Source organism: Enterococcus haemoperoxidus ATCC BAA-382 (genome assembly GCF_000407165.1).
In the GTDB taxonomy this organism is placed as follows: domain Bacteria; phylum Bacillota; class Bacilli; order Lactobacillales; family Enterococcaceae; genus Enterococcus_L; species Enterococcus_L haemoperoxidus.
Genome location: NZ_KE136480.1, coordinates 181,298 through 194,476, shown reverse-complemented (window position 1 = coordinate 194,476; position 13,179 = coordinate 181,298). Strand labels below are relative to the sequence as shown.

Below are 13,179 nucleotides of genomic sequence, written 5' to 3'. Positions count from 1 at the left end.
AGTGAGCAAAAAATATTTAATGAGCTCTGCTCAAAAAAGAATTTACACGATTGAGCAAGTACAAGGAGAAAGTATCACCTACAACATCCCGATTGCGTTTCAATTATCTCGACCGATTGATTTAGAAAAATTGACAAGATCACTAAATGAGCTGATCAAACGCCACCAAGTTTTAAGAACTTATTTTGAAATGATCGATGGTAAATTTGGACAAATCGTTGAAGAAGAATACAGCTTTGAGATTGAAATGATCACAGAGTCATCGAAATTACTTTCTACGATCATGGATGAATTTGTTCGACCCTTTTCTGTTGATACGTTGCCTTTGTTACGAGTTTGCTACTGCACGCTTGTAACAGGTGAACGCTATCTATTACTTGATGCGCATCATATTATTATGGATGGTGGCTCAATGGGAATTTTTTTAGAAGAACTGAGTCAGTTGTACAATGACAAGCTATTGCCACCTGTGAAATTACAATATAAAGATTATAGTGCGTGGCATAGAAAAAAGGATAAAGAGGCGAGCAAGCAATTTTGGCTAGAAGAATTTTCTGATGGGTTACCAGAATTTGAATTATTTTACGATTATCCACGCCCTAAAGAACGCGAATATAGGGGGGATACAGTCAGTGCTTGTTTAACTGCCGAGCAGATCAAGCTATTGAATCACTTGACTGAAAAAACGAGTACAACAAACTATATGATTTTTATTGCTTGTTTTATGATCTTCTTATCAAAATATTCGGGTGGTGAAGATGTCGTGATTGGTACCACAATGTCAGGGCGCGTTCATCCAGACATTCAAAATTTATTAGGAATGTTTGTTAATACAGTTCCCATCAATGATAGGATAAAGTCTGATGAAGCGTTCATTATGTATTTAGAGCGGGTAAAGCATAAGTTGATGAAGAGTTTTGATCATCAAGATTATCCACTAGATGAGATCATTGAAGCGTTAAACGTGCCCATTTGTGAAAATAAAAATCCGATTTTTGATATTCTCTTTAACTATCAAAGTAATGGACAACTAGATGTTGCGCTAGGAGAGAGTCAATTAACGGAGGTACCTAGAGATTCTGATGTAGCAAAATTTGATTTGACGTTTAACTTAGGGATAGCAGAAAATCAAGTAGAACTCGTTTGGGAATATGATGTAAACTTATTCAAAAAATCAACGATTGAACGAATGCAGCAACATTTTATTACATTAATGGGCGCTATTTTGGCAGAGCCAACAAAAACAATCAGTGCGTTTTCTTGTTTAGAAAATGAAGAAGTCGAGAAAATCATGACACAATTTAATGCATCCAATCTTGAATTGGCAGACGATGCGACGGTTATTAAATTTTTTGCAGAACAAGTAGAGAAGTATCCCGAAAATAGTGCAATAGTAGGAATCAATCAAACATTGACTTACGCTGAATTAGATCAGGAATCAACTAAAATCGCTTCTTTGATTCAAACCAAAAAAGCTGGTTCTAAGATCGTGGCTATCCTTGCTGCCAGAGAAGTTCAAACGATTGTGGCGTACCTAGGTATTTTAAAAGCAGGCTGTGCTTATTTGCCGCTAGATCCTAAGAGTCCTAAAAAAAGAAATAAAGAAATTGTGGAAAATAGTCAAGCGGCATTATTGATCGATCTGACAACAGATCAGCTGGATGATGAGTTTCTTGTAGAACAGGTGACCGCAGCAGATTTGTTAAACCCAGATTTAACCCTCGATTATCAACCAGTTTCACTTTCAAAACAAGCATTAGCATATGTGATTTATACGTCTGGAACAACTGGGGAACCTAAAGGAACGATGATCGAACATAAAAGTATTATCCGCTTAGTCAAAGAACCAAATTATATCCAACTTGAGCAACCTAATATTTTGCAAACAGGTTCATTAACCTTTGATGCAAGCACCTTTGAAATCTGGGGAGCATTATTAAATGGCGGAACGTTGTATTTATCAGAAATTGAAAATTTAGTTGATCCTGAGAAGTTAAAAGAAATGATTGAAACAAATCAGATCGATGTGATGTGGTTGACGTCTTCTTTATTTAATCAATTAGTTTCCTTAAATGAACAGACGTTTTCAGCATTAAACTACCTGCTTATCGGTGGTGAAAAACTATCAAACTATCATGTCTCTAAATTTAAGCAAGCCAACCAACGCACCCATTTGCTTAATGGATATGGTCCAACTGAATGTACAACCTTTGCTTTGACCTATGAAATTACTGAACCATTTATGCAAGTGATTCCAATTGGGAAGCCGATCAATTACACCCAAGCATTGGTTTTTTCAGACGATGCTCTTTGCGGGATCGGAATGCCAGGAGAATTATATTTAGGTGGTATTGGACTTGCGCGAGGGTACTTAGGTCAAGAAGAATTAACCAATGAAAAATTCATAGAAAATCCCTTTACGCAAGGAGAAAAACTATACAAAACTGGAGATTTGGTTCGCTGGGATGAAGAAGGGCAAGTTGAATTTCTAGGTAGAATCGATCAACAAGTAAAAATTCGCGGCTTTAGAATAGAGCTCAAAGAAATTGAAGCACATCTATTGGGGATTGCTGAAATCAAAGAAGCAGCCGTAAAAGTGGTTGAAAGTCAGATGTCAGCAGAAAAACAACTCATTGTCTATGTTAGTACCACAAACGAGATGTCGAGCAAACAAATAAAGGAACAACTAAGAGAGAATTTGCCTGAATATATGATTCCAAAAGCAATTATTCTTTTAGAGTCGTTACCTACTACAAAAAATGGGAAATTAGCTGTCGATCAACTGCCTGAACAATCGATTGATCTGAATATAGAAGCCAAAGAACAGCCTGAGACGCCAGTACAAAACAATATTTTAACTATTTTTAAAGAAATTCTCAATTTGGATGACATTGGGATAAATGAAGATTTTTATGATTTAGGTGGAGATTCGATCAAAGCGATTCGGATTGTCTCCAAATTGAAAGAACAAGGATTTTCATTAACGATCAATGACATTCTGCACAATCGTACGATCAAGGAACTAAGTAAAAATCTTAAACAAAATAAAAAAATAGCTCTCGATCAAAGGGAAGTGACTGGAGAGGTTCTTTTTACGCCAATCCAGAAAAAATTCTTTGAGGAACAATTAGTTGAGCCGAATCACTTTAATCAATCAATCATGCTTGAATTTGCGACAGAGCAATTAAATAAAGCAAAAATAACCGAAGCATTAAAAGCAATAATGAGCCATCATGATATGTTGAGAGCCGTTTATAGTGGTAGACAATCGATAAAAGCGGTAGATACAGTAGCTTCTTTTACCGTAGATCATTACACCTTTAAACAAGAAAGCCAGACGATCGACTGGTTTGATCAAACAACAGAGATCTATCAATCTATACAAAAATTGAGTAATACTGCTCAAGCGAATCTTTCCTTATCAAATGGAGAAGTATTTAAGGCGGTTATTTATCAATTTGAAGACCGGAGTTTCTTATTATTGATTGCCCATCACCTAGTTGTAGATACAATTTCTTGGAAGATTATTTTAGAAGACCTTGAAACGGCATATAAAAATTTGATGACTAACCAACCAATCAAATTACCGCTAAAAACAATGTCTTATCAAAAATGGAGTCAAGCATTAACTGATTATAGTAAGAGTGAGGAGCTAGCTGAAGAGCTATCCTTTTGGCAAGAAACAGCAACCATTGTTGAGCAGAGCCAGATACAAGATCAGTCAAGTACTGAAAAAAATAAGCGCTCAATGATTCTTTCTGCTCAATTGGGTGTCGAAAAAACAATTGAACTTTTAACACAGAAAAATCGTTTTAACCATTTCTATGTCAATGAAATCTTGATTACTGCTTTAACTAGAGCAATAGCGAACGTGACTGAAAATAAAGCTGTTTCTTTATTGATGGAAGGGCACGGAAGAGAACAATTGACAGAAGAAATCGAAATCGATCGGACAGTTGGGTGGTTTACAATCACTTATCCAGTTGCTTTTTCATTGGAGAACGCTAGTCTAGAAGCGGATATTCTAGAAGTCAATCGGTCATTGAAGGCAATTCCTAAAAATGGTATTGGCTACGGCCTTGCGAAAACTTTACTACCAGAAATTTCTAAGCATGAACCAATGGTGACGTTCAATTATTCAGGAGAGTTTAATGAATCACAACAAGCGGAACAACTATTTACGATGAGCCCAGCACCGCAAGGCAATGAAGTTAGTCCTAACAATCAATTTGGCACTCCAATTGCGGTCAATTTAGTGATCGTAGACAAGAATTTGAATAGTAATATTGTCTATAATAATCGCTTCTTCTCAGAAGAATTTATCAAACAAGTAAGTGATCGATTTTTAGCAGAGATCAATCAAATAGTGAGATTTTTACAAAGTGAGCCGCAACAAGCGTTAGATGAAGCCTATTTATTTGTTCCAATCAATTGGAATGAACAGCCTATTAAGCAAACAATCCAACCTTCCGCAATGCAAAGAATGTTTCTAGAGACTTTGGAAGAGACTATGGTCTACGCGCCATTTGAACTGCACACAACAGATCAAGAACGCATAGTGAAGGCACTCAGAAAATTGATTGAAGAACAAGCGTTACTGCGAACGACGTATGGTAGGCAAGGGGCGCAATATGTTTTATATGAGCATCAAATTAACGAAGAAGTCACTATTCCTTTCATTGATTTAAGGTTCAAAACTGAGGAGGAAAGTTTCAGTTTCCAACAAGAAATAAAAGATAAAATGATTGAAGGATTTAAAAATGGACAATCAAATGCTCTTTACCATATGTTGCTTACCCCAAAAAATGACCAAACAACCATTTTACATCTACTGATTTCTCATAGTATTTGGGATAAATATAGTGATGAGGTATTTTATGATCGACTAAAAGAGTACATCTTAAATCCAGTGAAAAATTCTCCAACAGTACTCGACTATGCCTTGCCTCAAACTAACATCAAAGAGCAGACTGATCTGAATGCGTTGAATGAACATCTTTCACTATTTAAGAAAAGTAAAGAATCTATTTATGCTAATCAAGATCCAGAACAACCATTTTCGATTGGTTTATCTACACTATCTTTAGGTGAAAAGACGAAAAAATATTATGCTAAAAACCATTGGGTGCTAATCATGTATTTAGCTCAAATAATCATTCGGGAAAATCATAGGATTAATGATGGTGAAATACTCCCTGTGTATGTTGTACAGGAAAATAGAAAGTACTTACCAGCCAATTTTTCCCAAGCGATTGGACCGTTTATCGATCTGTGGCCGATATTACTTGATCAGTTCAATAGCAATGTGCAAGAGCAGATGAACCAATTACATCAATTAAAAATGGAGACGCAGGTCAGTTTGATTGATGAGTTAAGTAAAATTGATAGCCGCTATACAAGTAAAGAAATCTATTCTATCAATAATCAAACGATTTTTGAACTAACGAGGGAAACTCTGGAAATGGTCAAAAAACAAGTAGAAACAATGACTCAAGTCAAGGGACTTGAAATTGTGATAAACAAGTATTTGGATCAATTAGTGCTGATTTATCCAGAAAGTATCAGTCAGAAAAATCAATTGGCTGAGCGACTGCAAAAAGCGTGCGATCAGTTTGAGCTGGAATTGCGCTAGATAATAGAGATAGGAGAAAATAATGATTCAATTAGTAATGTTTCCTTATGCTGGAAGCATCATAAACCCTTATAAAGAATGGCTATCGTTGGATGACACAGAATTTGAAATTATTCAAATCGAGTATGATGGACGTGGTCGTAGAAGCTTTGTGGAAAGACCAGAAAACTGGCGGACATTGATTGATAAGACCTTGAAGCAAGTACTAGAATGTGTGGATTTTACCAAAGAATATATTTTATTTGGTCATAGCATGGGCGCCAGAGTTGTTGCAGATATTTATAGAAAGATTGACGCAATGGCAATCAATCAACCCAAATTATTAATATTTTCTGGAAGTGAAGCCTTTCGTGCAAAGAATTATGAATCGATCTTAACTGCACCGGTCAAGAAATTCAATCAATTTTTCTTTAAACTAGGTGGAATTCCGAAAGAAGTGATTGAAGAAGTAGAGCTTTTAGAGCTAGTGACTGACTATTTAAGGGAAGATTTGACATTATTGAATCAGTTCAATTTTAACCGAAAAAAAACAAAAATAACTTGTCCAGTGCTGATTTTCAATGGAACACAAGAGGAGAAAAGTGAGTTGAAGGAATGGACCGATCTAATCGGTCCAAACTGTCAACAGATGATTTTCCAGGGAGACCATTTCTTTATTAGAACTAATGTTCAGGAGATTCTTTCTGTAATTAAGAATAAACTAAATGAAAGTAAATGATTGTTACTGAGTTGTTTATGCCAGGTGTTAGTCACTTAGAATTTAGATAGAAGAGAGTAGGACAAAAGCATTTGCTTTTGTCCTACTCTCCTATTTTTTTAGCTAGTAAATTACTTTTTTGTGTACTAAAATCTGTTCTAAATTGAAATTTCTGTTATATAAAATATCGTTTTTCCTTATAATATAAAGCTTTTTTGAGCAAATATATGTAATATTATAGTTAGGAATGATAGACTGAACCTGTTATTAGAATTATCAGAAAGTTTTTTATCGTTTATATTGAAAGCACTTTTATGTAAGAGATAGACAATAGGAAAAGAGGAATAAAATGTACTATATGATTATGCCCTCTCACGATATCCGTCGGAATTTAGCGACGGAACAATATCTGCTAAATCAGCGAACTTTTGATGATCCACTGGTATTATTTTATATTCAAAAACCATGTGTCATCGTTGGGCGCAATCAGAATGTACGGGCAGAAGTTGATTTGACTTACGCAAAAGAACACGAAATCACGATTACTAGAAGGTTATCTGGTGGCGGGGCAGTGTATGATGATTTAGGAAATTTGAGTTTTAGTTTTGTTGTGAATGCAGAGCATGAATCATTTGGCAATTTTAAACTATTTACTCAGCCGATCATTGATGCGTTACACGAAATGGGTGCACTAGGGGCTGAAATCAGTGGCCGTAATGATTTATTGATCGATGGGAAAAAATTCTCAGGTAATGCTATGTATACGAAAAATAAAAAAATGTATTCACATGGTACATTGATGCTGGATGTTGATTTGGATGAAGTCAGTCGAGTATTGACTGTTTCTGAAAAAAAACTAGCATCAAAAGGGACGAAGTCAGTCAGAAGCCGAGTAACTAATCTTAAACCATATTTAGCGAAAGAATACCAAGAAATTTCCACGGAAGCATTTCGAGATCGTTTATTGCTACATTTGTTTAAGGCCAAAAGGTTGGAAGAAATCAAATCACAGGAATATCAGCTAACAAAAGAAGATGAGCAAGCAATCGATCAATTAGTATCAGAAATTTATGGAAATGATGCTTGGGTGTTTGGTGAGGAACCGAAGTTTACAATCAAAAGAGAAGAAAAATTTACAGGCGGATTAATAGAAGCGAATATTTCTGTAGAGAAAGGCCGAATCTCAGCAATCACAATTTATGGTGATTATTTTAGCCAAAAAGATACGAAGGAAATCACAGACTTGTTGCTTGGCTGTATGTATGATCAGGAATCAATTAAACAAGCGTTGGCTGAAACTTCAGTGGGGGATTATTTTAACAATGTTTCTAAAGCTGAGTTTATTCAGTTGTTGGTTGACTAAGGTGGAGGAAATAAGATGATTACGTTTAATCAAGTTTCAAAGAGCTACACTCATAATGGCGCAACTGTCACAGCATTAGATCATGTTGATCTACAAATTCAAGAGCACGAGTTATTTGGTGTGATTGGAGAAAGTGGTTCTGGAAAATCAACATTATTACGAATGATCAATACATTAGAACAACCTAGCAGTGGTTCTATAAAAGTCGCTGGAATTGATTTGATGACGTTAAGTGAGTCACAAAAAAGGCAAAGTCGTAAACAAATCGGTATGATTTTTCAGCAATTTAATTTACTTTACAACCAAACAGTCAATGAAAATATCGGGCTGCCTTTACGGTTGAATAAAGAGTATGATCGCCAAAAAGTTCAAGAGGTTTTGGATTTTGTACGTTTGACAGACAAAGGGGAGCAGTATCCTAGACAGCTTAGTGGGGGCGAAAAACAACGTGTGGGCATTGCCAGAGCTCTGATCACACAACCCAAGATTTTACTCTGTGATGAACCGACATCTGCTTTAGATGGTCAAAATGCGTACGATATTTTGACATTATTGCGCAGAATCAATCAAACCTTTGGGACAACGATGGTCATTGTTAGCCACGAATTAAATTTGATCAAGCAATTGTGTAACCGAACTGCAGTTTTAGAAAAAGGAAAGGTGCTAGAAACACTAACAATTCAACAAGGCCAGCAGCAACCACAGTTTAGCACCTATTATGAAAGAATTCGGGAGAGTTTAGGATGATGACAGCTTATATAGAGAAAATTAGTTATTACCATCCAGAACTTACGAAATCTTTATCTGAAAGTGGCATCATGATTCTGATTTCAATCATTGCGGCTGTGGTAATTGGCTTACCTCTTGGAACGTTTGTTTACTTAACAAAAAAAATGCCGACTAAATCCAATCACTGGATAGGTATTTTCTTAAACGCTTATATTAATATTGTTCGTTCATTTCCTTTTTTATTGTTTGTGGTTGCGCTTATTCCTTTTACGCGACTTGTATTAGGAACTGCATTTGGGACGTATGCAGCGTCTTTACCGTTAAGTTTTGTAGCAGTCGCAATATACGCTAGACTTGTGGAACAAGTCCTTTTAGAAATACCCAACGATATTTTAGAGCTTGCTCAATCTTTAGGTAGTACCAAGTTACAGTTGATCAGCCGTTTTCTTTATGTGGAAGCACGTTCGGGTTTAGTTTTGGCGTTGACATCAGTCGTAATCAGCATGGTTTCTTACTCAACCGTGATGGGTGTGATCGGCGGCGGTGGAATCGGAGATTTTGCATTGCGTTATGGGTATCAACGTTATGAGTATGCAGTAATGTATACGGCAATTGTGCTTATGATCATCTTTGTCAGTGTTATTCAAATTAGTGGTAGTTGGTTTGCTAAAAAAATAAATAAAAAATAATAGTTAGGGGCAAAATCATGAAAAAAAAATTATTGATCAGTATGTTAGTGTTGGCAGGGGTAGCAGTTGTTGGATGCGGTGGTCAGAAAAAAGCTGCGGATACAAAGAAAAAAGAAGATAAAATCATCAAAGTGGCTTCACACATCCCATCAACGGTCGAAGTAGTTGAGTTAGCGGGAAAAGAAATTGAACATGGCTACAAAGTAGAACTAGTTCAAGTCAATGATAATATTCAATACAATGAATTATTGAATGCTAAAGAAATCGATGCAAACTTTGCTCAACATGAGCCATTTATGCAAAAGTTTAATGAAGAAAAAGACGGTAATTTAGTAGTTGTACAAAAAATTTATAATGCAAAAGTTGGTTTTTATTCTAAAGAGTTTAAAGATATAAAAGATCTTCCAGAAGGGACGAAAATCGCATTGCCAAGTGATGTTTCTAATGAAGGTCGTGCATTAGCTATTTTAAATGAAGCTGGTTTGATCAAATTAAAAGAAGGCGTAGGATTTAATGGGACAATCAAAGATATCATAGAGAATCCGAAAAAATTTGATTGGGTATCTGTCGACTTATTAAACTTAGCGGAAGCGTATAATGAAAAAGATATTGCAATGGTCTACAATTACCCCACATATATTGCGAAAGTTGGTTTGACACCCAAAGATGCGATTTTATTGGAGAAGAAAGTGGATGATCGTTTTGCAATCAGCTTGGTTGCCAGAGAAGATAACAAAGATTCAGATAAAATTAAAGCGTTGAAAAAAGCGATGACAAGTGATAAAGTCAAAGAATTACTAGAAACGAAATACAGTGAAACGTTGACTCCAGCATTTTAAAAAAACGAAAAACAACGCAAGGGACAGGATTAAGATTGTCCCTTGCGTTGTTTTTTTTCTTTAAGAGTAGAGAGAGTTAGAATCAAATTTATATAGTGATTATAATTGTTTGTAGAAAACATTCTTGTAAAGCTTGGTACTAATAAAGCTGATCAATGCCTGCCATTCATTTGTATTCACAGGGTTATCAAAATAAAAGAAATTTTCATTAGGACAATCTCTTTCATAACAGTCTGAAATCAAAATATCGGATCGGTGAGGATCATCGACAAAGGCAATTGATTCCGAGCTAAAGAAACTGGCGAGACTTCTTTTTATTTCAGCTACGCTAATATGATTTTTAGAGTATTGAATAAAAATTTTTAACTTTTGCGATTGTTTAGAGTTGTCTATAAAGAAATAAAATAAATAAACCATATATGTGAAAAAGCCTTTTGATTTTAATTCACTGAGATAAGGTGCTTCTGAAAATAATTGCTGTGCAAGTTCTGAAAGCTCGACTTCCATTTGTGGGAAATCAGCATAGTCAGTCCCTAATTCTGAAATATTTTGGTCATTTTCAAACAAATCAGTATTATCGATAGATAAGTACGTAATAGAGGTCAAAGCAAGCAATAGTGAATAATAAGCAAAAAGATAATCCTCATGCTTAGGTTCAATAGCATAAGCTGCATAAACTCTATCCAAAATAAACGTGCAACTCTTTGAAATTGGTAAATCAGACTGGATAAAGGCAGTAGCTGTTTCTAGTTTTTGAGCATGCGTATCGCTATTGTAGATAAAAAGTCGACATAGAAAACCAAAATAGCATTCTTCTTGAATTAGAGCTTCCTCAGGAATATTTAGGCCAACAGAAAATTTAATTGGATGAATGGAATTGAGTAACTGAATTACTGCTAAAAAATCAGGTGCAATGTCTACCAACTTATTCCTATAAAGAATTCTCCAAATAGATAAGGTTTGGAAATACTTTAAGCGCCCTCTTTGTGACTCCGAAACATCATAGATAGCGACATCAATATCTTGAAGATAGCTCAAAGATTTTCTAAATGGCCAAACCACCCCTTTGAAAACAGACCAGTAATAATAAAACAAAAATAATCGAATATTTATCTCTGAGCCCTGGAAATTTGATTGTAAATTATCATCATTAAAAATAAGTTTGACATCAAAATAACCTAGAGCTTTATTGATGGTATTGAGGCTTTTATAAGTTTGAGCAACACTTAGGTTAATCTCCTGAGAAAGTGCTTCAACACTGTAGAAATAGTTTGAGAAAACAGAATGGAAAATCAAATATTCATGGGATTGCTGTATATAAAAGAGCCTTACTGAATCAATAACCAAGCTTATATTTGTACAATTATCGATCAAAACAGACAAAAAAATATCATTTTTGATTATACAAACATCTTCGGGAGAAAAAATTTCTGTCAAGTCGTCATTGAGCTCTTTAAGCTTTCGATAAATCAAATTTAAGGACAACTCAGATTTCTCTGCAAGTGTATTGACAGAGACCCCATTTTTACTAAACACAATTAATTTGAAAAGTTCGAATTTTTGTTTATCACTTTTTTTCATAAAAAAATTTTTCACAGGATACCACCTCCTTTGTGAATCATAATACTTATTTTAAAATAATCAATAAAAACATACGATAATTAAATAAAAAAAATAGAAAAATGAAAAACCAATGAAAAAAGAGCTCAGTCTCCTAAGCTCCTTTTATCTGTGTCGATTTACCCCATGATATTATTATTTTCTGTGGCGGCTTCAATAGCTCTTGCATAGTGATCCATATTGGTTTGATACTTGTCGATCGAAGTGAGATCTTTTTCGATATGACCTAAGCGTGCGTTTAATTCTTCAATTCTAGTTAACGTTTGTTGTAAAACTTCAAGCATACGTTCATCTGTGTTCATCATAAGTCTCCTTTTATTGTTCGTTCAATTTATTTTCATAAATAGGTGCTTTTGATTTGTAAAACAAGGCATATAGAATTATACAAATCACTGGAATCAAACCTGCAACGAAGTATAAACCTTGGAATGAAAGGACACTTCGCAACTCTCCTAAAATATAAGGTCCTACACCCAAACCAAGATCTAAACCAATGAAGTAAGTGGACAAGGCAATACCGATTCGATGACTGCTGGGACTGGCTTTTAAACAAATTGCTTGACCATTAGACATAAACGTACCATAACCTAAACCAATCAATCCACCTGAAACAAGCAACATCCAACCACTTGTGGTCACACTCAATAAGAGTAATCCTGCCGTTAGAAAGACAAAACTAGGATACATCACCGCATTTTCGCCACGAGCATCAAAGATTCTGCCAGACATTGGACGAGTCGCTGTGATCACCAGCGCATAGACTACAAAGAAAAAGGAACTAGCACCGACCAGATCGATCACTTTGGCATAAGAGGAAAGAAATGAAAGGACGCTTGAATAAGAAAGTCCCATCAAAAAGGCAATAAACGAAATAAATAGCACTTTTTTTTCAATAAAACTATCAAATGTCCAACGTGACAAACTGGCTTTATGAGCTACACTTAATTGAATATTTTTTACAGGGAAGATAAAACAAGCAATCGTTGTCAGGAAAATCAGCACGATCGAAAACGAAATAATAAAATAAAAACTCGTTGTATTTAACAAAATCATCCCAATAAATGGACCAATCGCTGCAGCTAAGCTAGTGCTTAATCCATAATAATTGATTCCTTCACCATGTTTTGATTTAGGAATATAGGCCGTCACGATCGCATTTGTCGCAGTCGACACCGTTCCATAGCCAAAGCCATTAAGTAAACGAACAAAATAAAGAATCCCGATACTTGGAATATAGAGATAAGCAATCGTTGTGATGAGATAAAATAAAGCACCATATCGCAAGACCACTTTTCTACCAAGTAACTCCAACATTTTTCCCATAAATAGCCGAGCAAATAAAGTACCAATAATATAAATACCAGAGGCCAGACCGGCTTGACCTAATGAAGCATGAAGCGTATCTTGCGCAATCACTGCGATGATTACCATCAATAAGTAATAAACGAGATAGACCACAAAATTGATCAACGTAATGCTGATAAACCCTTTATTGAATAATTTTTCTTCTGAATGTTCCGTCATTGTTGCACGTTCCTTCTTTCTTGTTAGGATAAGCTTAAATTGCAAATTACAATTCTTTTCTGAAAGCTAGTTGTATGGATACTATA

9 protein-coding genes are annotated in these 13,179 nt (G+C 35.2%); 6 read left to right on the top strand and 3 right to left on the bottom strand.

Features of this window, described 5'->3' with window-relative positions; translation table 11 throughout:
• The first annotated feature begins 1 nt into the window (after nucleotide 1).
• The 6 genes from I583_RS11690 (at nucleotide 2) to I583_RS11665 (ending at nucleotide 9,949) form a co-directional block, all read left to right on the top strand.
• Nucleotides 2–5,632: a non-ribosomal peptide synthetase gene (locus I583_RS11690; RefSeq protein ID WP_010761603.1), complete on the top strand. Its 5,631-nt coding sequence runs from the start codon at nucleotides 2–4 to the stop codon at nucleotides 5,630–5,632.
• A gap of 22 nt (nucleotides 5,633–5,654) precedes the next feature.
• Nucleotides 5,655–6,350 carry a thioesterase II family protein gene (locus I583_RS16320; protein ID WP_010761602.1) on the top strand — a complete coding sequence of 232 codons (696 nt, stop codon included), beginning with the start codon at nucleotides 5,655–5,657 and terminating at the stop codon, nucleotides 6,348–6,350.
• Between the two features lie 328 nt (nucleotides 6,351–6,678).
• Nucleotides 6,679–7,692 (top strand): lipoate--protein ligase, encoded by a 1,014-nt coding sequence (gene lplA / locus I583_RS11680; RefSeq protein ID WP_010761601.1) that lies wholly within the window; start codon nucleotides 6,679–6,681, stop codon nucleotides 7,690–7,692.
• Nucleotides 7,693–7,707: 15 nt separating this feature from the next.
• Nucleotides 7,708–8,439 carry a methionine ABC transporter ATP-binding protein gene (locus I583_RS11675; protein ID WP_010761600.1) on the top strand — a complete coding sequence of 244 codons (732 nt, stop codon included), beginning with the start codon at nucleotides 7,708–7,710 and terminating at the stop codon, nucleotides 8,437–8,439.
• Complete coding sequence (locus I583_RS11670; protein ID WP_010761599.1) at nucleotides 8,436–9,110, top strand: methionine ABC transporter permease; 675 nt, start codon at nucleotides 8,436–8,438, stop codon at nucleotides 9,108–9,110. Before I583_RS11675 ends, I583_RS11670 begins: the two co-directional genes overlap by 4 nt.
• 17 nt (nucleotides 9,111–9,127) lie before the next feature.
• Nucleotides 9,128–9,949: a MetQ/NlpA family ABC transporter substrate-binding protein gene (locus tag I583_RS11665; RefSeq protein ID WP_010761598.1), complete on the top strand. Its 822-nt coding sequence runs from the start codon at nucleotides 9,128–9,130 to the stop codon at nucleotides 9,947–9,949.
• A gap of 99 nt (nucleotides 9,950–10,048) precedes the next feature.
• On the opposite strand, the gene I583_RS11660 is transcribed toward I583_RS11665, so the two are convergent.
• From I583_RS11660 to I583_RS11650, 3 genes are all read right to left on the bottom strand, one after another.
• Nucleotides 10,049–11,545, bottom strand: coding sequence for a helix-turn-helix domain-containing protein (locus tag I583_RS11660; RefSeq protein WP_010761597.1), 1,497 nt, complete (start codon nucleotides 11,543–11,545; stop codon nucleotides 10,049–10,051).
• 143 nt (nucleotides 11,546–11,688) lie between these two features.
• The gene (locus I583_RS11655) at nucleotides 11,689–11,871 is read right to left on the bottom strand and encodes a hypothetical protein (protein WP_010761596.1); all 183 of its coding nucleotides are present in this window, start codon (nucleotides 11,869–11,871) and stop codon (nucleotides 11,689–11,691) included.
• A gap of 13 nt (nucleotides 11,872–11,884) precedes the next feature.
• A complete protein-coding gene (locus I583_RS11650) occupies nucleotides 11,885–13,093 on the bottom strand; it encodes an MFS transporter (protein ID WP_010761595.1) in 1,209 nt (402 codons plus the stop codon).
• Between the last annotated feature and the right edge of the window lie 86 nt (nucleotides 13,094–13,179).

Excerpts from the sequence above, each read along its gene's own strand:
- I583_RS11655 (WP_010761596.1), bottom strand. The coding sequence starts at position 11,871 with ATGAACACAGATGAACGTATGCTTGAAGTTTTACAACAAACGTTAACT.
- lplA (WP_010761601.1), top strand. The coding sequence starts at position 6,679 with ATGTACTATATGATTATGCCCTCTCACGATATCCGTCGGAATTTAGCG.
- I583_RS11675 (WP_010761600.1), top strand. The coding sequence starts at position 7,708 with ATGATTACGTTTAATCAAGTTTCAAAGAGCTACACTCATAATGGCGCA.
- I583_RS11665 (WP_010761598.1), top strand. The coding sequence starts at position 9,128 with ATGAAAAAAAAATTATTGATCAGTATGTTAGTGTTGGCAGGGGTAGCA.
- I583_RS11650 (WP_010761595.1), bottom strand. The coding sequence starts at position 13,093 with ATGACGGAACATTCAGAAGAAAAATTATTCAATAAAGGGTTTATCAGC.
- I583_RS11670 (WP_010761599.1), top strand. The coding sequence starts at position 8,436 with ATGATGACAGCTTATATAGAGAAAATTAGTTATTACCATCCAGAACTT.
- I583_RS16320 (WP_010761602.1), top strand. The coding sequence starts at position 5,655 with ATGATTCAATTAGTAATGTTTCCTTATGCTGGAAGCATCATAAACCCT.